We start from the raw sequence: 23,782 nt of genomic DNA on the forward strand, positions 1-23,782 counted from the left end.
AAGTCCGGAACTGTTTGCTGAGAACCGAGTAGAGAAGAGAACGACGTGCTTGCCGTGCAGGGGCTGGAGCTGCGCGTTGGCGCACGCCTTCTGATGGAGGACGTGAGCTTCCGCGTCGCCGACGGCGACAAGATCGGACTCGTCGGCCGCAACGGCGCCGGCAAGACGACGCTCACCAAGGTCCTCGCCGGCGACCTGCTGCCGACCGCCGGAAAGGTCGACCGCTCCGGCGAGCTCGGCTACCTGCCGCAGGATCCCCGCTCCGGCAACCTCGACGACCTGGCTCGCACGCGCATCCTCGACGCCCGGGGCCTCGGCTCGATCGTCCTCGGGATGCAGCAGGCCACCGTCGACATGGCGAGCACCGACTCCGCCGTGTCCGAAGCGGCGATGAAGAAGTACGGACGGCTGGAGGAGCGCTTCCACCTGCTCGGCGGGTACGCCGCCGAGGCCGAGGCCGCATCCATCGCCTCCAATCTCAACCTGCCCGACCGCATCCTCGACCAGCCGCTGAAGACGCTGTCGGGCGGCCAGCGCCGGCGCATCGAGCTGGCGCGCATCCTGTTCTCCGATGCCCGCACGATGATCCTGGACGAGCCGACGAACCACCTGGACGCCGACTCGGTGATCTGGCTGCGTGAGTTCCTGAAGAACTACACCGGTGGCTTCATCGTCATCTCGCACGATGTCGAACTGGTCGGCGAGACGGTCAACCGGGTCTTCTACCTGGATGCGAACCGCCAGGTCATCGACATCTACAACATGGGCTGGAAGAACTACCAGCGTCAGCGCGCCGCCGACGAGGAGCGCCGCAAGAAGGAGCGCGCTAACGCCGAGAAGAAGGCGGGCGCCCTGCAGCTGCAGGCCGCCAAGTTCGGCGCGAAGGCGACGAAGGCCGCGGCGGCGCACCAGATGGTCGCGCGTGCCGAGAAGCTGCTCGCCGGGCTGGAGGACGTGCGCCAGGTCGACCGGGTCGCCAAGCTGCGGTTCCCGACACCGGCGCCGTGCGGCCGCACGCCGCTGCAGGCGAGCGACCTGTCCAAGAGCTACGGCTCGCTGGAGATCTTCACCGCCGTCGATCTGGCCATCGACCGCGGCTCGAAGGTCGTGGTGCTCGGGCTGAACGGTGCGGGCAAGACCACGCTCCTCCGGATGCTCGCGGGCGTCGACAAGCCCGACACCGGGCAGGTCGAGCCCGGCCACGGACTGCGGGTCGGCTACTACGCCCAGGAGCACGAGACGATCGACGTCGAGCGCAGCGTGCTCCAGAACATGGTGTCGTCATCGCCGTCGCTCACCGAGACGGAGGCCCGCAGGGTGCTCGGCTCGTTCCTGTTCACGGGGGACGACGCGCACAAGCCGGCGGGCGTGCTCTCCGGCGGCGAGAAGACCCGGCTCGCCCTGGCGATGATCGTCGTCTCCGGCGCGAACGTGCTGCTGCTCGACGAGCCGACCAACAACCTCGACCCGGCGAGCCGCGAGGAGATCCTGGATGCGCTGGCGCACTACGAGGGCGCGGTCGTCCTGGTCAGCCACGACGAGGGAGCGGTGGAGGCGCTGAACCCGGAGCGCGTCCTCATCCTCCCCGACGGCGTCGAGGACCACTGGTCGCGCGACTACCTCGACCTCATCTCTCTCGCCTGACCCCTCCGCGCCCCCGTCGAGTACACAAAAATTGCACGCCCAGAGGCCCTGGGGCGTGCAATTTGTGCGTACTCGACGGCGGCGTGCGGTGGGGAGGGTCAGCGCGCGGCGTCGAGGAGTTCGTCCTCCACGTCGGCGTCGGTGCGCTTCGCGCGGCGGCGCCGCTCGCGGGCCGCAGCGCGCTCGCGTTCTGCGGGGTCTTCGGAGTTGCGCTTGCGGTACTCCGTGACCAGTGCGTAGCCGAGGCCGAAGAATCCGATCAGGGCGAAGATGATCCACTGGATCATGTACGACCAGTGCAGGCCCTCATCCTGCGTCGGCGGGCTGGTCACGGTCGGCGTCGGCGCGGTGGCGGGGGCCGGGTCCTCGCTGTCGAGCAGCCCGTAGGCGCCGGTGTAGACGTCGGCCCCTCCGAGCTTCTGCTCGACGACGGAGAGCTGGATGGTGCCCACCTGATCGCCCGTCGCCGTGCGCCCGGCGATGGCCGGTTCGCTGGCCTTCAACCGCGCCACAACGGTCACGGTGCCGGGCGGCGCGGCCGGAACGTGGTCGGGGGAGTCCGTGGTGTTGCCGGTGGGGACCCAGCCGCGGTCCACGATGAACAGCGAGCCGTCGGCTGTGCGGAGCGGCGTCAGGACCTCGAATCCGGGGTTGCCGTTGAAGGGGCGGTTGCGGACGAGCAGCTGCTTGTCGCGTTCGTACGTGCCCGTCACGGTGACGCGCTTCCACTCCTGCTTCGGCGAGTACGAGCCGAGCGTCGGCAGCTCGTCGGCGAGCGGAACGGGAGCCTGGTCGAAGTTCGCCGTCACGAGGGCGTTCGCGGCAGCGGCCTCTTTGCTGCGCGCGAGCTGCCAGTTGGAGAGGAAGCCGCACGCGATGGCGAACACGATCGCGAACGCCAGGTACCCGAGCCAGCGGCGGGAGAACGCGAAGCGCCACCCTCCGGTCGTCGATCCGGTCACGCGATCGGCCTCTCGGCGGCGACCTCGGATCCCTCGGCCGGCACGACGCGCAGCGGGAAGTCGCGTGCGGCCAGGAACTCGCGCAGGTAGTCGACGTGCTCGTCGCAGGCCAGCCACACCTTCACCCGGTCGGCCGAGTGGATGCGGGGGTTGCGCCACTCGATGCGCCACGATGCGGTCTCCCGGCAGCCGGCGCGCGAGCACGTCAGGGGCTCCGGCTCGCCCATCCCGATCACTGGCCCTCCCGCGGCTCGTCCTTCGGCGCCTGCGGAGTGGGCGCAACTGGAACGATACTGCCTGGACGCTGAACGGCGACTCGACCCTGCTCCACCGAGACGTTGGCGATGACCACGGCGAAGTAGGGCAGGAAGATCGCTCCGACGAGCGGGATGGCGGCCCACCAGCCGGGGACGATCACAGCGGCGACGAGGCAGAGCACGCGGACGCCCATGGCGACCGAATACTTGATCATCCGGTGCCGTCGCTCCTCATCGGGAGAGAGGGGGAGACTCGTGATCGACGGTGCTGAGGGCTTCTTCATGTGCGTTGCCTCCAGCGTACGTCCATAAACTTGGGTTCGGCCCTGCTGGGGTCGAATCTGCAGAAAGCCGTCTTCCTGAAGGGAATCGCATGACCACGCCACGCACCGTCCTCGTCACCGGAGGCAACCGGGGGATCGGCTACGCCATCGCCGAGGAGTTCGTCGCCCAGGGCCACCGGGTGGCGGTCACCGCGCGGTCCGGCGAGGGCCCGGCCGGCGCGCTGACGGTGCGCGCGGACGTCACGGACACCGCCTCCGTGGATGCCGCTTTCGCCGAGGTGGAGGAGAAGCTCGGTCCGGTGGAGGTCGTCGTCGCGAACGCGGGCATCACCAAGGACACGCTGCTGATGCGGATGACGGACGAGGAGTTCGACTCGGTCGTCGAGACGAACCTCGGCGGCGCGTTCCGTGTCGTGAAGCGGGCGAACAAGGGGATGCTGAAGGCGCGGTTCGGCCGGATCGTCCTGATCTCCAGCGTCGTCGGCCTGTTGGGCGGCGCCGGGCAGGTCAACTACGCGTCGTCGAAGGCCGGGCTGGTCGGCATGGCGCGGTCCATCACCCGGGAGCTGGGCGCGCGCGGCATCACCGCGAACGTCGTCGCGCCCGGGTTCATCGAGACCGACATGACGGCGGCGCTCCCCGAAGCGCAGCAGGCAGAGTACAAGAAGAGCATCCCGGCCGGCCGCTTCGCGTCGGCCTCGGAGGTCGCGAAGGTCGTGACGTGGATCGCCGGAGACGACGCCGGCTACATCTCCGGCGCGGTCATCCCCGTCGACGGCGGTCTCGGGATGGGGCACTGACCCACGCACACAGCTCCTGAGTTTTTCGGCCCACGACCGGCGTGTCGGGCCGAAAAACTCAGGAGCTGTCGGCTGGGAGCTCAGCCGCGGAGGCCGAGGAGGGGGAGCACCTGCGAGAGGTCCGGCCGGTCGATGACCAGGTCGGCCTCCGCCCGCACCCGCGGCTTCGCGTTGAAGGCGACGGAGAGGCCGGCCTCCGCCATCATCCGCAGGTCGTTCGCTCCGTCGCCGATGGCCACCGTCTGCCGCAGGTGCACGCCGGCGTCGGCGGCCCAGAGCAGCAGCGCCTGAGCCTTGGCCGCCGCATCCACCACCGGTCCGTCGACCTCGCCGGTGAGCCGACCGTCCTCGACCACGAGCCGGTTGGCGCGCCAGTGGTCGAGCCCGAGGCGTTCGCCGATCGGGTCGAGCAGCTCGTGGAAGCCGCCGGACACCACGCCGACGACGCCGCCCGCCGCCTGGACCCCGGCGATGAGCTCCGGGACGCCCTCGGTCACCCGGATGCGCTCACCGACGTGCTGGAACACGGCGGCGGGCAGGCCCGCGAGGGTGCGGACGCGTTCGCGCAGGCTCTCTTCGAAGTCGAGCTCGCCGCGCATGGCGCGCTCGGTGATCTCGGCGACCTCCGGACGGGAGCCCGCCTCATCGGCGAGCAGCTCGATGACCTCGTCCTGGAGCAGCGTGGAGTCGGCGTCGAGGACGACGAGGACGGAGGCGGACCTGGGGTGCTGTTCGGTCGTCATGGAACGACGTGGACGCCCTTGCCGACCACGGTGATGCCCGAGTCGGTCACGGTGAAGCCCCTGGCGCGGTCGCGATCCGCATCCACGCCGATCTGGGCGCCCTCGGCGACCACCACGTCCTTGTCCAGGATGGCGCGGCCGACGAACGCGTTCGGCTCGATGATCGCGCGCTCGAAGACGACCGAGTCGACGACCTTCGCGCCGGAGTCGACCTTCGCCCACGGGCCGAGGACGCTGCGCTCGAGGTGGGCGCCGGAGATCACCGAGCCGAGCGAGACGATGGAGTCGATGGTCGTGCCGAGGGCGCCGCGTCCGTCGCGCACGATCTTCGCCGGCGGGGAGTTGAGCACCTGGCTGAAGATCGGCCAGGACCGGTTGTACAGGTTGAACACCGGCAGGGCCGAGATGAGGTCCTGGTGGGCCTCGAAGAACGAGTCGATCGTCCCGACATCGCGCCAGTAGTAGCGGTCGCGGTCGGTCGATCCGGGGACGTCGTTGTTGTTGAAGTCGTAGACCGCCGCCTCGCCGCGCGCCACGAAGTCGGGGATGATGTCGCCGCCCATGTCGTGGTTGGAGTCGGGGCGGTCGCCGTCGCGCACCACGGCGTCGATGAGCGCATCGGCGTCGAAGACGTAGTTGCCCATGGAGGCGAGGACCTCGTCGGGCGAGTCGGGCAGGCCGATCGGGTCGCGCGGCTTCTCGCGGAACGCGCCGATGCGGTCGGTGCGCTCCGGCTCGACCTCGATGACGCCGAACTGGTCCGCGAGCCCGATCGGCTGGCGGATCGCGGCCACCGTCGCCGGGGCCCCGGAGGCGATGTGCGCCTCGATCATCTGGGCGAAGTCCATCCGGTACACGTGGTCGGCGCCGACGACGACCACGATGTCCGGCTTCTCGTCGCGCAGCAGGTTGAGGCTCTGCAGGATGGCGTCCGCCGACCCGGAGAACCAGCGCTTGCCGAGCCGCTGCTGAGCGGGGACGGACGCGATGTACGAGTTGGTGATGCCGTCGAGGCGCCAGGTCTGCGACACGTGGCGGTCGAGGCTGTGCGACTTGTACTGGGTGAGGACGACGATCTGGCGCAGTTGCGAGTTGATCAGGTTCGACAGGGCGAAATCGATGAGGCGGTACTGCCCGCCGAACGGGACGGCGGGCTTCGCCCGGTCCGCCGTCAACGGCATCAGCCGCTTTCCCTCTCCGCCCGCGAGGACGATGCCGAAGATCTTCTTGCCTGATGCCATGTCCACAACAGTAGAGGCGAACTGATCGCTGTACTAGCGTTTCGGACATGCGCGTCGATCTGCTCACCCGGGAGTATCCGCCGGACATCTACGGCGGGGCCGGGGTCCATGTGACCGAGCTCGTGAAGGCTCTGCGGACCGACACCGAGGTGATCGTCCGCGCCTTCGGCGAGCCGCGGGACGAGCCGGATACGGCCTCCTACCGCGTGCCCGCCGAACTCGCCGACGCCAACGGGGCGATCGCCACGCTCGGCGTCGATCTGCAGATGGCGCAGGACTGCGGGGGAGCGGATGTCGTCCACTCGCACACCTGGTATGCGAACGGCGCCGGCCACCTGGCGAAGCTGCTGCACGGCGTCCCGCACGTCGTCACGGCGCACAGCCTGGAGCCGCTCCGGCCGTGGAAGGCCGAGCAGCTCGGCGGCGGCTACCGCGTGTCCAGCTGGATCGAGAAGACCGCGTTCGAGGCCGCCGACACCGTGATCGCGGTCAGCGACGGGATGCGCCGCGACATCCTCGCCTCGTATCCGGAGCTCGACCCGACCAAGGTCGTCACCATCTACAACGGCATCGACCTCGAGCGCTGGCAGCCGCTGCGCGACGACGACCGCGCGCGAGCCCTCGGGATCGACCCCGACCGCCCGGCCGTCATCTTCGTCGGCCGCATCACACGCCAGAAGGGGCTGCCTTACCTGCTGCGGGCGGCCAGGATGCTGCCGCCCGAGGTGCAGGTCATCCTGTGCGCCGGCGCTCCGGACACGCCGGAGATCCTGGCCGAGGTGACCGGGCTCGTGGAGGAGCTGCAGCGTGAGCGCGACGGCGTGGTCTGGATCGACCGCCTGCTCCCGAACGACGAGCTCCGCATCGCGCTGACCGCATCCACCGTCTTCGTCTGCCCGTCGATCTACGAGCCGCTGGGGATCGTCAACCTGGAGGCGATGGCCTGCGGGCTGCCCGTGGTCGGCACGGCCACCGGCGGCATCCCCGAGGTCATCGTGGACGGCGTGACGGGACGACTCGTGCCGATCCGGCAGCTGCAGGACGGCACGGGCACCCCGACCGACCCGGACGCCTTCGTCGCCGACCTCGCGGCGGCACTCACCGAGGTGGCCTCCGACCCGGCGCGAGCGGCCGAGATGGGCCGCGCAGGGCGTGAGCGGGCGGAGACCTCGTTCAGCTGGACGGCCATCGCGGAGCAGACCCGGGACGTGTACCGCTCCCTCGCCGGTCGTCACTGAGGGGCGCCCGGCGACGCTAGGCTGGAGGTTATGGCCGACAGCGTTCTCCGACTTTCCGACGTGTCCGTTGTGCGGGACGGCAACCCCGTCCTGAAGGGTATCGACTGGACGGTCGAACCGGACGAGCGGTGGGTCATCCTGGGCAGGAACGGCGCGGGGAAGACGACCCTGCTGCAGATCGCCGCGGCGGCTCTGCACCCGAGCTCGGGAGAGGCCGTCGTGCTGGGGGAGTCGGTCGGCCACACCGACCTCGCCGAGCTGCGACCGCTGCTGGGCTTCGCCTCGAGCGCGCTCGCCCGGCGCATCCCGCGGAACGAGCGCGTGCTGGATGTCGTGATGACCGCCGCGTACGCGGTGACCGGCCGCTGGAACGAGCTGTATGAGGACATCGACGAGCGCCGTGCCCACCGGGTGCTCTCCGAATGGCACCTCGACCACCTCGCCGAGCGCACCTTCGGCAGCCTGTCCGACGGCGAGCAGAAGCGGGTGCAGATCGCCCGGTCGGTGATGACGGATCCGGAGATCCTGCTGCTCGACGAACCGGCGGCGAGCCTCGACCTCGGCGGTCGCGAGGAGCTGCTTCAGCTGCTCGGCGGGTACGCCAGCGACCCCAAGTCACCCGCGATCGTGATGGTCACGCACCACGTCGAGGAGATCCCGCAGGCGTTCAACCGCGCGCTGCTGCTCAAGGACGGCGAGATCACCGCCCAGGGCCCGATCGGCGATGTGCTGACGAGCGAGAACCTCAGTGCGACCTTCGACATCGACGTGGAGATCACGGAGTCGGACGGCCGCTACACCGCCCGGGCGCGCCAGGGCGTCGAGGGCTGATCGCCCGCCCGCGATCTGCTAGACTCGATAGCTGGTCCCCGAACCGTTCGCGCCGTCATGGCTGCGATCCCGGGCTCGCGGGTCTGAAGCTTCCCGTCCACGCGGTCTGCGCGGACACGACCGAACCGACTACTAGCTGCAACAAGGAAGTCCTGATGAAGACTGGCATCCACCCCGACTACGCCCCGGTGGTTTTCCGCGACCTGGCCTCGGGTGCGACGTTCCTCACCCGCTCCACCGTCTCGAGCGACAAGACCATCAAGTGGGAGGACGGCAACACCTACCCGGTGATCGACGTCGAGATCTCCTCCGAGTCGCACCCGTTCTACACGGGCAAGCAGCGCATCATGGACTCGGCCGGCCGCGTCGAGAAGTTCAACTCGCGCTACAAGAGCTTCGGCAAGTAAGCCGCACCGCGAAGGCCCCCGTCCTCTGGACGGGGGCCTTCGTCGTTCCGCGGCGGGCGGTCAGTTGTAGTTGTAGTTGCTCATCGCGGCGCCGAGCGACGCGAAGAAGATGATGGCGAAAATGATGCCGAAGGCCACCGAGACGAAGCCGATGATGATGGCGGCGATCGCGAGGCCGCGGCCCTGCTCGCCGGTGCGCTTGATCTGGTTGAGGGCGATGAAGCCCAGGATGATGCCCACGATGTTGACGAAGAAGGACAGGATGAAGGCCACGATCGACATGGTGTTCCAGCCGGGCTGCGCGCCCTGGTACTGCTGCTGGTAGCCGGCGGGCTGCTGCGGCGGGAGGGGCTGCGGGTTCAGGTTGGAGTCGCTCATGCGGCACAATCTAGCGGCCCAGCGGCGCGTGCAGAAGCCCCCGCATGCGGGTGGCAGCTCAGCCGGGGTTCAGCGGATGGGCCAGGCGCCCGAGGTCGTGAACCCGGGGTCGCGCTCCCGGCGCATGTACTCCTGGAAGTCGGCGGCCTGCTCGCGGCACCAGTCCACCTGGCGGCGGTGCAGCTCAGCGGCCTCCAGGGCGAGGGCCTCGGCGTGGATGCGGGCGAGCGCCTGCGCGACCCGGCCGGCCGCGATGGCGTCGGCTCCGGCGTCGTGGGCGGCGAGGAGGTCGACGCCGTAGTGGGTCGCGGTGACCGTGAGCGTCCGCTTGCCGCGGCGGTATTTGTCCACCGCCTTGTCGATGACCAGCGGGTCGATGATGGGGCCGGGGGAGACGAGCGGGGCGACGCTGTGGCGGCGGGCCTCGCGGTCGAGCAGCGTGAAGTCGTACGGCGCGTTGTAGGCGACGACGGGGATGCCGCGATCGAACAGGCTGCGCAGCTGCGCGACGATCGCCGCGACCGCCCTGGCCGCATCCATCCCGTGCTCGCGGGCGCGCTCGGTCGTGATGCCGTGGACGGCCGTCGCCTCGGCCGGGATCTCGACCTGCGGGTCGATCAGCCAGTCGCGGCGGTGCAGCACCTCACCGGTCTCGTCGAGGAGGCCGACGTGGGCGGTGACGATCCGGGCCGATTCGACGTCGATTCCGGTGGTCTCGAGGTCGAACACCCCGAGTCGCTGGTGCCACGTGCTCATGCCCTCACGCTAAGCCGACCCACCGTCATCCCCGTGGATGGCGCGCCGAGTCGTGAGTCGTTGCCGGTATCCGGGTCGAGTGGTGACGTGATGTCGCAGCTCGGGAGGGGGACGGGTCAGTCGCGGCGCGGCTCCATGTGCAGCCAGTAGAAGTTCTGGGTGCCGAGGGTCAGCGTGAAGCGGCCGTCGTCGGCGACGGTCGGGAACTCCGCGCCTCCGAACAGGTCGTACAGCGTGCGGCCGGCGAACTCGGGCGCCTCCAGCGTGACCGACACGGGATTGTGCGCGAACGAGAACACGCACAGCACGTCCTCCGGCTGGTCGCCGAAGTGCGTGCCGCTGCCCTCGTACGAGCGCACGAACGCCAGAACGGACTCGTGGTCCGTCGGCAGCACGCGGATGTCGCCCAGCCCGAACACGGGATGCGCCTTCCGCACGTGGATCACGTTGCGGATCCAGTGCAGCAGCGACCGCGACTGCGCGAGCTGCGCCTCGACGTTGACCTGGTTGTAGTGGAACACCAGCGACTGGACCACCGGAAGGTACAGCTTGCCCGGGTCGGCGCTGGAGAAGCCGGCGTTGCGGTCGGGCGTCCACTGCATCGGCGTGCGCGAGCTGTCGCGATCCGGCAGCCAGATGTTGTCGCCCATCCCGATCTCGTCGCCGTAGTACAGGAACGGGCTGCCCGGCAGCGAGAACAGCAGCGCGTGGGCCAGCTCCAGCTCCGCCCGGGAGTTGTCGAGCAGCGGCGCGAGGCGGCGCCGGATGCCGATGTTGGCGCGCATCCGCGGGTCGTAGGCGTACCAGCCGTACATCGCCTGCCGGTACTCCTCGCTGACCATCTCGAGCGTCAGCTCGTCGTGGTTGCGCAGGAACACGCCCCAGGCGGCACCGTCGGGCACGTCTGTCGTCTCGGACAGCACCCGGACGAGCTCGCTGGCCTGCTGCGACCGGAGCGCGTAGAAGATGCGCGGCATCACCGGGAAGTCGAAGGCCATGTGGCACTCCGGCTCCTCCTCGCTGCCGAAGAACGCCGCCACCTCGCGCGGCCACTGGTTGGCCTCGGCGATCATGATGCGGCCGGGGTACTCGCGGTCGACCCATTCGCGCAGCTTGATGATGAACTCGTGGGTCTTCGGCTCGCCCTCGCCGTTGCCCTCGTCGGACTCGTAGAGGTAGGGGATGGCGTCGAGCCGGAAGCCGTCGACGCCGAGATCGAGCCAGAACCGGACGACGTCGTACATCGCCTCGTGCACGGCCGGGTTCTCGAAGTTGAGGTCCGGCTGGTGCGAGAAGAAGCGGTGGAAGTAGAACTGCCGCCTGGCTTCGTCGAACGCCCAGTTGGAGTCCTCGGTGTCGACGAAGATGATGCGGATGTCCGGCCACTTGTCGTCCGTGTCGTTCCACACGTAGAAGTCGCCGTACGGCCCCTCCGGGTCGGAGCGCGACTGCTGGAACCACTCGTGCTGGTCGGAGGTGTGGTTGATGGGCAGGTCGATGATGATGCGCATGTTGCGCTCGTGGGCTTTGGTGACGAGCTCGCGGAACTCGTCGATCGTGCCGAACTCCGGGAGGATCGACGTGAAGTCGGAGACGTCGTAGCCGCCGTCGCGCAGGGGCGACTGGAAGAACGGCGGGAGCCAGAGCGCATCGATCCCGAGCCACTGCAGGTAGTCGAGCTTCGAGGTCAGTCCCGCGATGTCGCCGGACCCGTCGCCGTTGCTGTCGACGAACGAGCGGACCATGACCTCGTAGAAGACCGACCGGCGGTACCACTGCCGATCGAGGGCGAGCCCGGGCAGCGTGATGGGCGCGGTGAAACTCACGGTTCTCCTTCTGGCGGGGTGGTTCGGGGGCGGTGCCGGAGCGGGATGAAGCGGGGGCGGTGCATGGACGGTGCGTGATGCATCGAGTGGTGCCGGACGGGCCGCCGGGGGAGCGGCATCCGGTGCAAGCGATTACATCCAGTGAAGTCTAGGGCGTGCGAGCGGTGCCCTGTCCAGTCCTGCCTAGACTGGGGAGCGATGACTGTCTCCTCACCCTACGCCGCCGCTCTGGAGCGGGTGCCCGTGCGCGAAGAGGCGGTCCCGGTCCTGGGCTCGACCACGCGGTGCTGGGACTACGGCGACCGGGATGCGACGACCACCCTGGTGCTCGTGCACGGCTTCCGAGGCGATCACCACGGCTTGGAGCCGGTGGTCGCGCAACTGCACGGCATCCGCATGATCTCGCCCGACCTCCCGGGCTTCGGTGCGTCGACGCCGATGACCGAGGCGGCGCACGACATCGCCGGCTACGGCCGCTGGCTGCGCGCCTTCGTCGACGCGTCGGGGCTGAGCGGCCGGGTGGTGCTGCTCGGCCACTCCTTCGGGTCCATCGTCGTCGCCGGTGCGCTGGCGGATGCGGACACCGCAGCGGACGCCGACCGTCCCGCCGGCGTCGTGCTGGTGAACCCGATCGGCCAGCCCGCCCTGGAGGGCCCGCGCGGTGTGTTCACGCGGCTCGCGGTGTTCTACTACTGGCTCGCCTCGGTGCTCCCCGAGCGGCTCGGGTTCGCGCTGCTGCGCAACCGCGTGATCGTCCGCGTGATGAGCATGGCCATGGCGAAGACGAGGGAGCCGGCGCTGCGGCGCTGGATCCACGACCAGCACGACCGTTACTTCTCCGCGTTCAGCGACCGGCGCGTCGTGCTCGAGGCGTTCCGCGCCTCCGTCGCGCACGACGTCAGCGAGTACGCGGCGCGTATCCCGGAGCGCACCCTGCTCGTCGCCGCCGAGAAGGACGACATCACGCCCATCATCGCCGAGTACCGCCTGCAGACGGTGTTCCCGGCGGCGGAGCTCGTCGTCATCCCGGAGGTCGGCCACCTCATCCACTACGAGACCCCGGCGGCCGCGGCCCGCGCCATCCAGCGGTTCGTCGCCGAGCTCGCGGAGGAGCGACCGTGAGGATCCTGTTCGACTGCCGCTACACCCGCATCGGCCGGCACGACGGCATCAGCCGCTACACCGCCGGGCTCGTGACGGCCCTGGCGAAGCTGCACCCGGTGACCATGCTCATCAGCGACCACCGCCAGCTGGACCTGCTGCCCGATCTGCCCTGGGAGATCATCCCCGCACCCACGTCGGTGGGGGAGCCGTGGGTCGCCCGGACGGTCAACCGCCTCAGGCCGGACGTGGTCTTCACGCCGATGCAGACGATGGGCGGCTTCGGCCGGAAGTACCGGCTCGTGCTGACCGTCCACGACCTGATCTACTACCGGCACCCGACGCCGCCGCGCGACCTGCCGGCGTTCGTTCGGGGACTCTGGCGGCTGTACCACCTGGCCTGGTGGCCGCAGCGCCTCCTGCTGAACCGATCGGACGCCGTCGTCACGGTGTCGGAGACGACGAAGGGGCTGATCGCCGAGCACCGTCTGACCAAGCGGCCGGTGCACGTCGTCCCGAACGCCGCCGACATGCCCGAGCTCGCGCCAGGGCGGGCGGAGCGCACGGCGGCGGAGAGCAGGAGCCTGGTCTACATGGGCTCGTTCATGCCGTACAAGAACGTGGACACGCTGGTGCGCGCCACCGCGCTGCTACCGGACTACACGCTCCACCTGATGAGCCGGGTGACGGATGCGGAACGGCGGCGCCTGACGGAGCTCGCCCCGGGGGCGCGGATCGTCTTCCACGACGGCGCCAGCGACGAGGACTACGCGGAGACGCTCGCCGCGGCGACCGCTCTCGTGACCGCGTCGCACGACGAGGGGTTCGGCATCCCGCTCGTGGAGTCGATGACGCTCGGAACGCCGGTGGTCGTCAGTGACATCCCGATCTTCCGCGAGATCGGCGGGGAGGCCGCGCTGTACTTCGACGCGGACGCACCGGAGCAGCTCGCCGCGCGCATCCGGCACCTGGAGGACGACGGCGTGTGGGCGGCGCGGTCGGCGGCCGCGCGCGCCCAGGCCGCCCGGTACACCTGGGACGCGTCGGCGGAGCGGCTGCTCACGGTGCTCGAGGGCGTCGCGTCGCGCTGACGGTCGTCTGTGGGTCGCGGCGCGCCGTAATCGGCGGGTCAGAACGGCGTGTTGCGACCCCTGGATGCGGCCGGGTGGCGTTCCGTCACATGACGGAGGCGGTGAACAGGTCGCGGTCCTCCGGACCGAGGTTGAAGCGGTCGAGCGTCAGATCGCCGTCGTCGTAGCGGAAGCGGTGCACGGAGCCGTTCGGGATGAGCTCGCCCGGTCCGGGCAGCGCGTGGTCGGTGACGTGGCGCACGAGCGACGAGATGACGCCGCCGTGGCTGACCACGATGAGATTCTCGCCGGGGTGCCGCTCCCCGAGCTCGCGGAGCGCGGGAAGGGCGCGGGCGACGACCTCGTCGCGGGTCTCGCGACCCGGCACGGGCATGCCGTCCGGCCAGCGGGCCAGGATCTGCTCGCCGGTCAGCCCCTCGGCCTCTCCGTACTGCCGCTCGGCGACGGCCGGCAGGCGTTCCGGCTCGCCCAGCCCGACGTGGCCGGCGATGATGCGCGCCGTGTCGAGCGCCCGCGAGAGGGGGCTGGCGTAGATCGCGTCGAACCGTCCGCCCGCGAGCGCGCGTCCCGTCGCCTCCGCCTGGTCCCGGCCCGTCGCATTGAGCGGAATGTCGCTGGAGCCCTGGATGCGCTTCGCGAGGTTCCAGTCGGTCTGGCCGTGCCGCACCAGCGAGATGAAGGTCACACGCGTCCTTTCGTCACCGGGACGCGCGCCGTCGGCTCAGGCCAGCCGTTCGGCCAATTCGACCAGTGTCTCCGTCGTCCCACCGTCCAGCTTAATGGTCGCGCGACCGTCGCCCTTGGTCGCGCCGCGGTTGACGATGACGATCGGGAGGCGGCGGCGCCTGGCCTCCTCGAGCAGGCGGATGCCGGAGTTGACGACAAGCGACGACCCGGCGATCACGAGGGCCTCCGCCGAGCGGACCAGCGCGCTGGCCTCGCGGTACTTCTCGGCGGGCACGAACTCGCCGAAGAACACGACGTCCGGCTTCAGGCGTCCGCCGCACACGGTGCAGTCCGGGACGACGAAGGCGTCGATATCGGTGACGACGGCATCGCCGTCCGGCGCGATCTCGACGGCGCCCTCCGTGTCGAGCCACGGGTTCGCGGCGTCGATGCGGGAGGTGATCGCCTCGCGCGCGAAGATCTGGCCGCAGACGAGGCAGAGGACGCGGTCCATCGCGCCGTGCAGGTCGACGACCTTGCGCGACCCCGCCTGCTTGTGCAGGCCGTCGACGTTCTGCGTGATGACGCCGTTCGCGGCGCCCGACGACTCCAGAGCCGCCAGGGCGCGGTGGCCGTCGTTGGGCTGCGCGGCGGCGAAGCGGCGGTAGCCGAGGTGGCTGCCCGCCCAGTAGCGCTTGCGGAAGCGGTCGTCGGCGAGGAACTGCTGGAACGTCATCGGCGTGCGCTGCGGTGCGCCCTCGCCGCGGTAGTCCGGGATGCCGGAGTCGGTGGACACGCCGGCACCGGTCAGAACGGCGAAACGGCGGCCGGAGAGCAGCTCGACGGTCTGGTCGATCCCGCGGGCGAGCTCCGGCGGGAGCTCGGTCGTCAGCGTGGTCACAGGCACCTCCAGATCCTCTCTGAGTCTAAACACCCCAGTTTTCCGATTTGTTTCGTGCGGCTGGCAGTGTAGAGCCATGCTCCTGCACCGCATCGACGACCTGGAGGCCGACGGTCTCGCCGACTACTCGCGCCTCACCGATGTCGCTCTGCGGCGGGTGACCGAGCCGGAGGGCGGCCTGTACATCGCCGAGTCGACGAAGGTGATCACCCGCGCGCTGGCCGCCGGGCACCGTCCGCGGTCCGTGCTGCTGCAGGAGCAGTGGCTTGCGGACCTGGAGCCGCTGCTCGCTCCGTACCCCGACGTCCCGGTCTTCGTCGGCGACGCGGCCGTGCTGGAGCGGCTCACCGGCTACCACCTGCACCGCGGCGCCCTCGCGGCGATGCACCGCCCGGCGCTGCCCGATCCCGCCGACCTGCTGCGGGATGCGCGGCGCGTCGTGGTGCTGGAGGACATCGTCGACCACACCAACGTCGGCGCGATCTTCCGCTCGGTCGCAGGCCTCGGCGCGGACGCCGTGCTGGTCACTCCGCGGTGCGCCGATCCGCTGTACCGCCGGAGCGTCCGCGTGTCGATGGGCACGGTGCTGCAGGTGCCGTGGACCCGGCTGCCCGAGTGGGACGACGCCGTTCCGCTGCTGCACCATGCGGGGTTCGACATCGCAGCGCTGGCGCTGTCCGACGATGCGGTGACGCTCGACGCCTATGCGGCCGACCCGCCGGAGCGCGTCGCGATGGTGTTCGGAGCCGAGGGGGACGGGCTGAGCCGCCGGGCCCTGGCGGCGGCGGACACCGTCGTCACCATCCCGATGCTGCACGGCGTCGACTCGCTCAACGTGGCGTCGGCATCCGCGGTTGCGTTGTGGGCGCTCCGCGCGCGTTCTCAGCCGCAGCAGGGATAGCCGCCGCTAAAATCCGAGGGTGCCCCAGCAAGTTCTCGTCGATCCGCCGCGCCGTGTCTCGCGGACGGTGTACCGCCGGCGCCGGATCGTCGTCTTCGGAACCGTGATCGCCGTCCTCCTCGCGTTCGTCTACGTTGTCGGGTCGCTGGTCGCACCGGTCCCGGCGACAGCCGCCGTCACCGCGCACGGCAAGCAGCTGGTCCAGCCGGCCGCTCAGCTGGCGTGGCCCGGGTACGGCTCGTCCGCGATCGTCGCCCCCGACTACCCGGGCGCCTCGGCGTCGCACGGCAGCGACGCGAGCGTGCCGATCGCCAGCGTCACGAAGACCATCACCGCACTCGTGGTGCTGGAGAAGAAGCCGCTGAACGGCGACGAGCAGGGTCCGGACATCGCGTTCACGCAGCGCGACGTGAACATCTGGCACGACGTCGTCGCGGCCGGCGGTTCGTGGGCGCCGGTGGTCGCGGGCACCTCGATGACCGAGAAGCAGGCGCTGGAGGCGATGCTCCTGCCCTCCGCGAACAACTACGCGATCTCGCTGGCGAACTGGGCGTACGGCTCGACGAGCGCCTACGTCTCCGCCGCGAACGACTGGCTCGCGAAGAACGGCTTCAGCGGAACGAAGATCACGACCCCGGACGGCCTCGACCCCGGCAACGTGAGCACGACGAAGGACCTCATCGGCATCGGGAAACTCGTGCTGGCGTCGCCCGCGCTGTCGTCGATCGTTTCGCAGAAGAACGCGAACCTGCCGGGAGCCGGGTCGCAGGACAACACGAACACCCTCCTCGGATTCGAGGGGATGGACGGCATCAAGACCGGCAACACGGACGAGGCGGGCAACTGCCTGCTCTTCTCGGCGGAGCTCCCGGTCGGTGCGACGAAGGTGCGGGTGCTCGGCGTCGTGCTCGGCGCGCCCACCCACGACGACCTGTGGGCGGGTGTCCAGGCGCTCCTCACCAGCATGAAGAACGGCTTCCACCAGGTGACGCCGGTCGAGAAGGGCCAGGTGTTCGGGACGTACACCACCGCTTGGGGAGCGACATCGAAGCTGGTCGCGACCGAGACGAAGTCGTTCCTGGTGTGGTCGGACACGCCGATCGGGGTGGACCTGCAGACCCGACCGCTGTCGTCCGGATTCAAGGGCGACATCCTCGGACAGGGCACGTTCACCCTGAACGGGACCACCGCCACGGTGCCGCTCGCGCTGGCGCGCGATGTGCCGGACCCGGGATTCGGCTGGCGGCTGGCGCACCCGGGCGGCCTCGGCACCTAGCCGCTGACCGGAGCACCGCCTCGGAACGCCGGGTCAGTCGCCGCTGATCAGGAAGGGACCCGCCTGCGGCCGCTTCGGCGTGACATGGTCGCCGGACGACTGGTGCCGGATGCGGCGCAGGACCCACGGCACGAGGTACTCGCGCGCCCACGAGAGGTCCTCGGCGCGGGCACGCCGCCAGGTGCGCGGAGGGAGCGGTTCCGGCTGCAGCGGCTGCAGGTCGTTCTCCACGTTGAGCGCGGCGAGGACCATCCGCGCCACGGTGTGGTGGCCGAGCGGCGCGAGGTGCAGGCGGTCGGGCGCCCACATCCGCTGGTCCTGGATCTCGGTCAGCGACCACTGGTCGGCGACGATGCAGTCGTAGCGCGCCGCGATGGCGCGGACGTTCTCGTTGTAGATCGCGACCTTGCCGCGGATGCCGCGGAAGACGGGCGAGAAGCCGACGTCGACTCCGGTGAACACCACGATCGTCGCGCCGTCGACGCTCAGCCGCGAGACGGCCTCGTCGAACAGGAGCGCGATCTGGTCGGGGTCGGTCCCCGGCCGGATGACGTCGTTGCCGCCCGCCGAGATCGTGATGAGGTCGGGCCGGAGGGCGACCGCCGCATCCACCTGCTCGTCCAGGATCTGGCGGATCAGCTTGCCGCGGACCGCGAGGTTCGCGTACGCGAAGTCGTCGGTCTGCCTGCTCAGGACCTCGGCCACGCGATCCGCCCAGCCGCGGTGGCCGCCTGGGCTCCCCGGCTCCGGATCGCCGATGCCTTCGGTGAACGAGTCTCCGAGGGCGACGTACCGGGACCAGGGATGCTGTGCTTCCGCCATTGCTCCATTCTGCATCGGACGGCGGTGTCGGCGGGCTCCGGTAGATTTGATCCAAGTGGAGACGTCAGCAGCACCCCAGCCGGAAGAGGCCTCCGGTGACCCCGAACTCAGTGGTCTCGAGCGCGGTGATATCGAGCGCGGAGATATCGAACGCCCGGGCGTGCACGCGGGAAGCTTCGCCGCGGAGCACCTGTCGCCGTCCTTCCCGGAGCGCGCCGCCTGGGGGACCGCGGGCAAGCTGCGTGCCTGGCAGGCGGAGGCGCTCGATGCGTACTTCGTCCACGAGCCGCGCGACTTCCTCGCGGCGGCGACGCCGGGCGCCGGTAAGACGACCTTCGCGCTGAGGCTCGCGACGGAGCTCCTGTCGCGCCGGGTCGTCGAGCGCGTCACCGTCGTCGCGCCGACCGAGCACCTCAAGCGCCAGTGGGCGGAGGCGGCGGCCCGGGTCGGCCTCCACCTCGATCCGGACTTCAAGAACTCCGATGGCCGCTATGCACGGCACTACCGGGGAGCCGCGGTGACCTACGCGCAGGTGGCCATGCGGCCGAGCCTGCACAAGGACATCACCGAGGCGTACAAGACGCTGGTGATCCTCGACGAGGTGCATCACGGCGGTGACGCCCTGAGCTGGGGAGACGGCATCCGCGACGCCTTCGAGCGCGCGACGCGGCGGCTCTCGCTCACCGGTACGCCGTTCCGCTCGGACACGGCGCCCATCCCGTTCGTGACCTACCTGCCCGACCGCCAGGGCATCCGGACGTCGGTCACCGACTACAACTACGGCTACGGCCGCGCGCTCGAGGACGGCGTCGTCCGTCCCGTCATCTTCATGGTCTACGCCGGGCACATGCGCTGGCGCACCAAGACAGGCGACGAGATGGAGGCGCGGCTCGGCGAGGGCAACACGAAGGACATCACATCGCAGGCGTGGCGGACGGCGCTCGATCCGCGCGGCGAGTGGATCCCGGCCGTGCTGGCCGCGGCCGACCGCCGTCTCACCGAGGTGCGCAACTCCATTCCCGACGCCGGCGGTCTGGTGATCGCGACGGACCACTACGCGGCGCGGGCGTATGCCGACCTGCTGCAGCAGATCAGCGGAGAGCCGGTCACGGTCGTGCTCTCCGACGAGAAGGAGGCCAGCGACCGGATCGCCGAGTTCGCGCAGGGCGACTCGCGGTGGATGGTCGCGGTGCGCATGGTGTCGGAGGGCGTCGACGTGCCGCGGCTGGCCGTCGGCGTGTACGCGACCAGCGCATCCACCCCGCTGTTCTTCGCGCAGGCGATCGGCCGCTTCGTGCGCGCCCGGCGCCGCGGCGAGACGGCATCCGTGTTCCTGCCGAACGTGCCGACGCTGATGGCGTTGGCGAACGCGATGGAGCTGGAACGCGACCACGCGCTCGACCGCGTCGAGGAGAACACCGAGGGCGACCTGTGGAACCCCGAGGACGCGATGGTGGCCGACGCGAATCGCGAGGAACGCGCGTCGGAGGCGCTGACGGAGGAGTTCGCGTTCGAGGCGCTGGGGTCGGAGGCCAACTTCGACCGCGTGCTGTACGACGGCAAGGAGTTCGGCAGCTTCGCGGTACCGGGCACGGACGAGGAGCTCGACTTCATCGGCCTCCCCGGCATCCTGGAGCCGGAGCAGGTGCACGAGCTTCTGCTGCAGCGGCAGCAACGACAGGCGCGCCGGCACTCGTCCCGGCCGCCGACCGCGGAGGGGCATCCGCCGCCGACGCTGCACCGGACGCTGAAGGAGCAGCGCCAGCTGCTGAACAGCCTCGTCGGGCTGTATTCGAAGAACTCGGGGGAGCCGCACGGCCTCATCCACGCCGAGCTGCGGCGGGTCTGCGGCGGACCGGCGGTCGCGCAGGCCAGTGTCACCCAGCTTCAGGCGAGGATCGACTTCCTGCGGAAGCGGCTGGGCGCTCATTAGGGTCGCCGAACCTTGCTGGCGGTCGCCCGTCGGGGTTCCTAGGCTGAGCCCATGAGCGATACAGGAGCGGGTGACCGGAGTCCGGAGGGTACGGCGCCGGAGGGTGCGCATCCGGACGAGCCGCACCGCGGAGGCATGGCGCAGCGGCTGAACTGGCTGCGCGCGGGCGTCCTCGGGGCGAATGACGGGATCGTCTCGGTCGCCGCGGTGGTGGTCGGCGTCGCCGGCGCGACGAGTTCCGTCCCGGCGATCGTCACGGCGGGGCTGGCGGCGCTCGTCGGCGGGGCGATCTCGATGGCTCTGGGCGAATACGTCTCCGTGAGCAGCCAGCGCGACAGCGAGCGATCGCTCATCGCGAAGGAGCGCCGGGAGCTGGCGGAGATGCCGGAGCAGGAGCTGGAGGAGCTGACGGGCCTGTACGAGCAGCGGGGGCTGACCCCGGCGACGGCGCGTCAGGTCGCCGTCGAGCTGACCGCGCACGACGCCCTCGCCGCCCACCTGTCCGCCGAGCTCGGGATCGACCAGGACGACGTGGTCAGCCCGTGGCATGCGGCGCTCGCGTCGGCCGTGGCGTTCACCTGCGGCGCCATCCTGCCGATGCTGACCATCCTGCTTCCCGCGACGCTGCGCATCCCGGTCACGTTCGTTGCGGTGCTCGTGGCGCTGGCGGTCACGGGATACGTGGCGGCATGGATCGGGGGCAGCTCCCGCGGTCGCGCCATGGTCCGGGTGGTGGTGGGCGGTGCGCTGGCCCTGGCCGCCACCTTCATCGTCGGTTCGCTGCTCGGCACGAACGTCGCCGGCTGACCGACGCCGCACGACGGAGGGGGACACAGGATGGTGGATGCGCAGGACCGCGAGGCTGCGGCGAACGTGATGCCCGGCGAGGGCGGCATGAAGGACAAGGAGGCGATCGTCCGCGATTGGCTTCCGCGCTACACGGGCACTCCGGTGGAGGAGTTCGGGGAGTACATCCTGCTGACGAATTTCAGCGACTACGTGCAGCGCTTCGCCGAGTGGTACGGAGCAGAGGTGCGCGGGCTCGACCGGTCGATGCCGAACGCGACGGCCGACGGGATCACGATGGTCGACTTCGGGATGGGCAGCCCGAACGCGGCGACGATCATGGACCTGCTCACCGCTGCGTGTCCGAAGGCGGCGCTGTTCCTCGGAAAGTGCGGCGGGGTGAAGCGCAAGAACAAGCTCGGCGACCTCGTGCTTCCGATCGCGGCCATCCGCGGCGAGGGCACCTCGAACGACTACCTGCCACCGGAGGTGCCCGCCCTTCCGGCCTTCCAGCTGCAGCGCGCCGTGTCGTCGACCATCCGCGACTTCCAGCAGGACTACTGGACGGGCACCGTGTTCACCACGAACAGGCGGGTGTGGGAGCACGACGACACGTTCAAGGAGTACCTCAAGCGGACGCGCTGCATGGCCGTCGACATGGAGACGGCGACCGTGTTCGCGGCGGGTTTCGCCAACCGCATCCCGAGCGGGGCGCTGCTGCTCATCTCGGATCAGCCGATGACCCCGGAGGGCGTGAAGACCGCGGAGAGCGACCAGGGCGTGTCGCGCGACTTCGTCGAGCGCCACATCCGGATCGGCGTCGAGGCCCTCCGGCTGGTGCGGAGGAACGGCCGCAGCGTCCGGCACCTGCGATTCGACGAGTGACGGGATCCGCCTGCGCTGGTTGTCAGGACGCGCGCGTCAACTCCGCGCTGCCGTGGCGTACAGCGCGGGTGGAGGGTGACAGGGCGGCCGCAATGCACGGGGCGGCGATGAGGAGTGCGGCCGCTCCGAGGGCGACGGGCGCCGACACGAGCTCTGCGAAGGGGGCGGCGAGGGCATAGCCGAACGGCACCAGCCCGAATGAGGCGACGTAATCGTAGGAGGACACCCGACCGAGCTCTTCGGGAGGGACGTGCTCCTGCATCGCCGCCGCCCAGACGGCCCCGGCTTGCTCGAGACCGAATCCCGCGATCAGTGCGCTGATCACGAGCAGGAAGGGCTCGGCGTCGGCGGCCAGGAGCACGAGGGGGAGTGCAGACGCGGCCTGCCAGGAGAGGCTCCACGAGACGGGCCTGCTGGGACGGTAGGTGATGGCCAGGACGGAGCCCGTCACATACCCTCCGGCGAGCCCCGCAGCGATGAGACCCCAGACGCCGGCCGCATCGTCCAGGCGCCGGAGACTCAGCGGACCGAGGACGGCATAGCCTCCGGACCACGCGAACATGGCTGCCCCGAAGGCCGCAACGCTGATCACGAGCCACCGCCGTCCGACGAACGCGTGCCATCCGTGGGCGAGTTGAGCGATGGCGCTCGGCCTTCCGGCGTTCTGCGGCCCAGGGGGGCCTGCGGTCGCCCGTGCGGGGAGCGATGCGAGCAGGATCGCCGAGAGCACGGATGCGCATGCGTCAGCGAGCAGGATCCCGATCGTCCCTCCCGATGCGATCACGATGCCGGCGATTGCCGGTCCGATGATTCCGAGGGCGTTCCGTAGGGAGCGCAGGATGCCTTGCGCAGGAGCGAGCTCGTCGTCGCGGAGGCACTCGCGCGGCATCGCGAAGAGAGCGGAGGCGCCGAGCGACTGCGCCGACCCTGCCGCGAACACGACGAGGAGCAGCGGGATGAGCATTCCCGTGCCGCCCGTCCAGATCAGCGCTGCCACCGCGGATTGAGCGACAGCCATGCCCGCGGCGCACACGGCGGCGACCGTCCGCCTGCTCCAGCGGTCCGCGATGACTCCGCCGACCAAACCGAGAAGGAGGGCGGGGAGGGCCCGTGCGGCCAGCACGAGCCCAGCCCCGACCGCTCCGTCGCTCCCGTCCAGCACGGCGAAGACGACGGCTATGGTGGCGCCGTTCGCCGTCAGCCAGGGAAATGCCTGTGCGCAGAGGAGCCGTCGAAAGCGCCTGTTCCGCAGTGGAGAGAGCGTGAGCGCCATGATCTCACGTCGTGACGAGCGTCGGCGGGGTGAGGCGCTCGTGGGAGTACGCGGTCCGATCGGTGAGCCCGGCGGCGGAGAAGGCCTCCTGCCGCAGGGTGCACGGGAGGCATGTGCCGCATTGGATGGCGCCCGCGTGAGCGCAGCTCCAGGTTCCTGAAAGGTCAACGCCGAGGCGCGCGCCGTGCTGAAGGACCTCGGCTTTCGTCCTGTTGAGGAATGGTGCACGAATGTCGAACCGACGGCCGGTCTCGATGGAGATCGCACGGCTCAACAGCGAGAAGTACTCCGCGTTGTTGTCGCGGTACATCGTGTCGTCGCGGTGGACGCCGTAGTGGAGTTCGGAATGGCCTCGGGAAGCGGCGAGCGACGCCGCGATGCTGAGCGCTACACCCGAGCCGAAGGGCTCGATCTCATGGGACATCACCTGCGCCGCCCGCAAGAACTGCGGGAAGGGCTTCCGGTAGGCGTCGCGCATGCCGGCGGCGAGGTCGACCTCCAGGATCTCCAGGTCGAGGTCTGCAGCAATGCGCCGAGCGAAGATGACGCTTCGGGGCGCCTCCTCATCTCCGAGGTCGAACACGATGGCCAATGGCCGCGTACCGGCTCGGACGAGTTCGTAAGTCAGGACGGTGGAGTCTGGGCCACCGGAAAGCATCACAGCTGTCATATGTTGGTCTCCTTGCGTAGTAGGCGCCGTTACCGGCAAGGAGACGTTCGCATGATTCGCGCACTCACTGCAATGCATGATGCGACCTATAAATGTATTATGTTGCGTTC

At 69.9% G+C, this 23,782-nt stretch carries 25 protein-coding genes; 12 read left to right on the forward strand and 13 right to left on the reverse strand.

The genetic code is table 11. The features are described from left to right. The first annotated feature begins 45 nt into the window (after nucleotides 1-45). The gene (locus tag BLW09_RS07780) at nucleotides 46-1,644 is read left to right on the forward strand and encodes an ABC-F family ATP-binding cassette domain-containing protein (RefSeq protein ID WP_089910709.1); all 1,599 of its coding nucleotides are present in this window, start codon (nucleotides 46-48) and stop codon (nucleotides 1,642-1,644) included. Between the two features lie 98 nt (nucleotides 1,645-1,742). Here the strand turns inward: BLW09_RS07780 and BLW09_RS07785 are convergent, their stop codons facing one another. The 3 genes from BLW09_RS07785 to BLW09_RS07795 are packed head-to-tail and all read right to left on the reverse strand — an operon-like array spanning nucleotide 1,743 to nucleotide 3,147. Beyond that, nucleotides 1,743-2,606, reverse strand: a complete 864-nt coding sequence (locus BLW09_RS07785) for an SURF1 family cytochrome oxidase biogenesis protein (protein WP_089910712.1) — start codon at nucleotides 2,604-2,606, stop codon at nucleotides 1,743-1,745. Continuing rightward, a complete protein-coding gene (locus BLW09_RS07790; protein ID WP_172824184.1) occupies nucleotides 2,603-2,833 on the reverse strand; it encodes a hypothetical protein in 231 nt (76 codons plus the stop codon). The genes BLW09_RS07785 and BLW09_RS07790 overlap by 4 nt, the downstream gene beginning before the upstream one ends. A gap of 5 nt (nucleotides 2,834-2,838) precedes the next feature. After that, on the reverse strand, nucleotides 2,839-3,147 hold the full coding sequence (locus BLW09_RS07795; protein ID WP_218857024.1) for a DUF3099 domain-containing protein: 309 nt from the start codon (nucleotides 3,145-3,147) through the stop codon (nucleotides 2,839-2,841). Nucleotides 3,148-3,236: 89 nt separating this feature from the next. Here BLW09_RS07795 and fabG point away from each other — a divergent pair, with 89 nt between their 5' ends. Then, nucleotides 3,237-3,947 carry a 3-oxoacyl-ACP reductase FabG gene (gene fabG / locus BLW09_RS07800; protein WP_089910718.1) on the forward strand — a complete coding sequence of 237 codons (711 nt, stop codon included), beginning with the start codon at nucleotides 3,237-3,239 and terminating at the stop codon, nucleotides 3,945-3,947. A gap of 80 nt (nucleotides 3,948-4,027) precedes the next feature. Here the strand turns inward: fabG and serB are convergent, their stop codons facing one another. After that, complete coding sequence (gene serB, locus BLW09_RS07805) at nucleotides 4,028-4,690, reverse strand: phosphoserine phosphatase SerB (protein WP_089910720.1); 663 nt, start codon at nucleotides 4,688-4,690, stop codon at nucleotides 4,028-4,030. After that, on the reverse strand, nucleotides 4,687-5,931 hold the full coding sequence (locus tag BLW09_RS07810) for a glucose-1-phosphate adenylyltransferase (RefSeq protein WP_089910722.1): 1,245 nt from the start codon (nucleotides 5,929-5,931) through the stop codon (nucleotides 4,687-4,689). Before BLW09_RS07810 ends, serB begins: the two co-directional genes overlap by 4 nt. A 47-nt stretch (nucleotides 5,932-5,978) precedes the next feature. Between BLW09_RS07810 and glgA the strand changes: the two genes are divergently transcribed. The 3 genes from glgA (at nucleotide 5,979) to BLW09_RS07825 (ending at nucleotide 8,407) form a co-directional block, all read left to right on the forward strand. Continuing rightward, a complete protein-coding gene (glgA, locus tag BLW09_RS07815) occupies nucleotides 5,979-7,169 on the forward strand; it encodes a glycogen synthase (protein ID WP_089910726.1) in 1,191 nt (396 codons plus the stop codon). A 30-nt stretch (nucleotides 7,170-7,199) separates the two neighbouring features. Further along, nucleotides 7,200-8,000, forward strand: a complete 801-nt coding sequence (locus BLW09_RS07820; protein WP_089910728.1) for an ABC transporter ATP-binding protein — start codon at nucleotides 7,200-7,202, stop codon at nucleotides 7,998-8,000. Nucleotides 8,001-8,155: 155 nt separating this feature from the next. Next, a complete protein-coding gene (locus tag BLW09_RS07825; RefSeq protein WP_089910730.1) occupies nucleotides 8,156-8,407 on the forward strand; it encodes a type B 50S ribosomal protein L31 in 252 nt (83 codons plus the stop codon). Between the two features lie 60 nt (nucleotides 8,408-8,467). Here BLW09_RS07825 and BLW09_RS07830 read toward each other — a convergent pair whose 3' ends face one another. From BLW09_RS07830 to treS, 3 genes are all read right to left on the reverse strand, one after another. Continuing rightward, entirely contained in the window at nucleotides 8,468-8,785 is a 318-nt protein-coding gene (locus BLW09_RS07830; protein ID WP_089910733.1) for a DUF4190 domain-containing protein, read from the reverse strand. Between the two features lie 69 nt (nucleotides 8,786-8,854). Further along, complete coding sequence (locus tag BLW09_RS07835; protein WP_089910736.1) at nucleotides 8,855-9,541, reverse strand: exonuclease domain-containing protein; 687 nt, start codon at nucleotides 9,539-9,541, stop codon at nucleotides 8,855-8,857. Nucleotides 9,542-9,657: 116 nt separating this feature from the next. Next, the gene (treS, locus tag BLW09_RS07840) at nucleotides 9,658-11,367 is read right to left on the reverse strand and encodes a maltose alpha-D-glucosyltransferase (protein WP_089910739.1); all 1,710 of its coding nucleotides are present in this window, start codon (nucleotides 11,365-11,367) and stop codon (nucleotides 9,658-9,660) included. Nucleotides 11,368-11,565: 198 nt separating this feature from the next. Between treS and BLW09_RS07845 the strand changes: the two genes are divergently transcribed. Next, on the forward strand, nucleotides 11,566-12,489 hold the full coding sequence (locus BLW09_RS07845) for an alpha/beta fold hydrolase (RefSeq protein ID WP_089910742.1): 924 nt from the start codon (nucleotides 11,566-11,568) through the stop codon (nucleotides 12,487-12,489). Then, nucleotides 12,486-13,559 carry a glycosyltransferase family 4 protein gene (locus BLW09_RS07850; RefSeq protein WP_089910745.1) on the forward strand — a complete coding sequence of 358 codons (1,074 nt, stop codon included), beginning with the start codon at nucleotides 12,486-12,488 and terminating at the stop codon, nucleotides 13,557-13,559. The genes BLW09_RS07845 and BLW09_RS07850 overlap by 4 nt, the downstream gene beginning before the upstream one ends. Nucleotides 13,560-13,644: 85 nt before the next feature. On the opposite strand, the gene BLW09_RS07855 is transcribed toward BLW09_RS07850, so the two are convergent. Together BLW09_RS07855 and BLW09_RS07860 are read right to left on the reverse strand one after the other, a co-directional pair. Continuing rightward, nucleotides 13,645-14,244 carry a histidine phosphatase family protein gene (locus tag BLW09_RS07855; RefSeq protein ID WP_089910748.1) on the reverse strand — a complete coding sequence of 200 codons (600 nt, stop codon included), beginning with the start codon at nucleotides 14,242-14,244 and terminating at the stop codon, nucleotides 13,645-13,647. Nucleotides 14,245-14,280: 36 nt separating this feature from the next. After that, nucleotides 14,281-15,126 (reverse strand): Sir2 family NAD-dependent protein deacetylase, encoded by an 846-nt coding sequence (locus tag BLW09_RS07860; protein WP_089910750.1) that lies wholly within the window; start codon nucleotides 15,124-15,126, stop codon nucleotides 14,281-14,283. A gap of 76 nt (nucleotides 15,127-15,202) precedes the next feature. Between BLW09_RS07860 and BLW09_RS07865 the strand changes: the two genes are divergently transcribed. After that, nucleotides 15,203-16,027 (forward strand): TrmH family RNA methyltransferase, encoded by an 825-nt coding sequence (locus tag BLW09_RS07865; protein ID WP_089910753.1) that lies wholly within the window; start codon nucleotides 15,203-15,205, stop codon nucleotides 16,025-16,027. A 19-nt stretch (nucleotides 16,028-16,046) separates the two neighbouring features. Next, nucleotides 16,047-17,303 carry a D-alanyl-D-alanine carboxypeptidase family protein gene (locus BLW09_RS07870; protein WP_231947132.1) on the forward strand — a complete coding sequence of 419 codons (1,257 nt, stop codon included), beginning with the start codon at nucleotides 16,047-16,049 and terminating at the stop codon, nucleotides 17,301-17,303. 33 nt (nucleotides 17,304-17,336) lie between these two features. Here BLW09_RS07870 and BLW09_RS07875 read toward each other — a convergent pair whose 3' ends face one another. After that, on the reverse strand, nucleotides 17,337-18,125 hold the full coding sequence (locus BLW09_RS07875; RefSeq protein ID WP_089910759.1) for an SGNH/GDSL hydrolase family protein: 789 nt from the start codon (nucleotides 18,123-18,125) through the stop codon (nucleotides 17,337-17,339). A gap of 160 nt (nucleotides 18,126-18,285) precedes the next feature. Between BLW09_RS07875 and BLW09_RS07880 the strand changes: the two genes are divergently transcribed. Genes BLW09_RS07880 through BLW09_RS07890 form a run of 3 tightly spaced genes read left to right on the forward strand, consistent with a single transcriptional unit; the run spans nucleotide 18,286 to nucleotide 21,729 of the window. Then, nucleotides 18,286-20,058 (forward strand): DEAD/DEAH box helicase, encoded by a 1,773-nt coding sequence (locus BLW09_RS07880; protein ID WP_089910762.1) that lies wholly within the window; start codon nucleotides 18,286-18,288, stop codon nucleotides 20,056-20,058. 51 nt (nucleotides 20,059-20,109) lie between these two features. Further along, on the forward strand, nucleotides 20,110-20,865 hold the full coding sequence (locus tag BLW09_RS07885) for a VIT1/CCC1 transporter family protein (RefSeq protein WP_089910765.1): 756 nt from the start codon (nucleotides 20,110-20,112) through the stop codon (nucleotides 20,863-20,865). Nucleotides 20,866-20,895: 30 nt separating this feature from the next. Further along, nucleotides 20,896-21,729 carry an AMP nucleosidase gene (locus BLW09_RS07890; protein WP_089910768.1) on the forward strand — a complete coding sequence of 278 codons (834 nt, stop codon included), beginning with the start codon at nucleotides 20,896-20,898 and terminating at the stop codon, nucleotides 21,727-21,729. A gap of 22 nt (nucleotides 21,730-21,751) precedes the next feature. Here the strand turns inward: BLW09_RS07890 and BLW09_RS07895 are convergent, their stop codons facing one another. Then, nucleotides 21,752-23,002: an MFS transporter gene (locus BLW09_RS07895; protein WP_089910771.1), complete on the reverse strand. Its 1,251-nt coding sequence runs from the start codon at nucleotides 23,000-23,002 to the stop codon at nucleotides 21,752-21,754. A gap of 4 nt (nucleotides 23,003-23,006) precedes the next feature. Continuing rightward, entirely contained in the window at nucleotides 23,007-23,672 is a 666-nt protein-coding gene (locus BLW09_RS07900; protein WP_157696918.1) for a 7-cyano-7-deazaguanine synthase, read from the reverse strand. Nucleotides 23,673-23,782 lie beyond the last annotated feature (110 nt).

Origin of the sequence: Leifsonia sp. 21MFCrub1.1 (assembly GCF_900107895.1) — a bacterium.
GTDB classification, from domain to species: Bacteria; Actinomycetota; Actinomycetes; order Actinomycetales; family Microbacteriaceae; genus Leifsonia; species Leifsonia soli.

Coding starts and splice junctions, on each gene's coding strand:
- BLW09_RS07790 (WP_172824184.1), bottom strand. CDS start 2,833: ATGGGCGAGCCGGAGCCCCTGACGTGCTCGCGCGCCGGCTGCCGGGAG.
- BLW09_RS07795 (WP_218857024.1), bottom strand. CDS start 3,147: ATGAAGAAGCCCTCAGCACCGTCGATCACGAGTCTCCCCCTCTCTCCC.
- fabG (WP_089910718.1), top strand. CDS start 3,237: ATGACCACGCCACGCACCGTCCTCGTCACCGGAGGCAACCGGGGGATC.
- serB (WP_089910720.1), bottom strand. CDS start 4,690: ATGACGACCGAACAGCACCCCAGGTCCGCCTCCGTCCTCGTCGTCCTC.
- BLW09_RS07810 (WP_089910722.1), bottom strand. CDS start 5,931: ATGGCATCAGGCAAGAAGATCTTCGGCATCGTCCTCGCGGGCGGAGAG.
- glgA (WP_089910726.1), top strand. CDS start 5,979: ATGCGCGTCGATCTGCTCACCCGGGAGTATCCGCCGGACATCTACGGC.
- BLW09_RS07820 (WP_089910728.1), top strand. CDS start 7,200: ATGGCCGACAGCGTTCTCCGACTTTCCGACGTGTCCGTTGTGCGGGAC.
- BLW09_RS07825 (WP_089910730.1), top strand. CDS start 8,156: ATGAAGACTGGCATCCACCCCGACTACGCCCCGGTGGTTTTCCGCGAC.
- BLW09_RS07830 (WP_089910733.1), bottom strand. CDS start 8,785: ATGAGCGACTCCAACCTGAACCCGCAGCCCCTCCCGCCGCAGCAGCCC.
- BLW09_RS07835 (WP_089910736.1), bottom strand. CDS start 9,541: ATGAGCACGTGGCACCAGCGACTCGGGGTGTTCGACCTCGAGACCACC.
- BLW09_RS07845 (WP_089910742.1), top strand. CDS start 11,566: ATGACTGTCTCCTCACCCTACGCCGCCGCTCTGGAGCGGGTGCCCGTG.
- BLW09_RS07865 (WP_089910753.1), top strand. CDS start 15,203: ATGCTCCTGCACCGCATCGACGACCTGGAGGCCGACGGTCTCGCCGAC.
- BLW09_RS07875 (WP_089910759.1), bottom strand. CDS start 18,125: ATGGCGGAAGCACAGCATCCCTGGTCCCGGTACGTCGCCCTCGGAGAC.
- BLW09_RS07885 (WP_089910765.1), top strand. CDS start 20,110: ATGAGCGATACAGGAGCGGGTGACCGGAGTCCGGAGGGTACGGCGCCG.
- BLW09_RS07890 (WP_089910768.1), top strand. CDS start 20,896: ATGGTGGATGCGCAGGACCGCGAGGCTGCGGCGAACGTGATGCCCGGC.
- BLW09_RS07895 (WP_089910771.1), bottom strand. CDS start 23,002: ATGGCGCTCACGCTCTCTCCACTGCGGAACAGGCGCTTTCGACGGCTC.
- BLW09_RS07900 (WP_157696918.1), bottom strand. CDS start 23,672: ATGACAGCTGTGATGCTTTCCGGTGGCCCAGACTCCACCGTCCTGACT.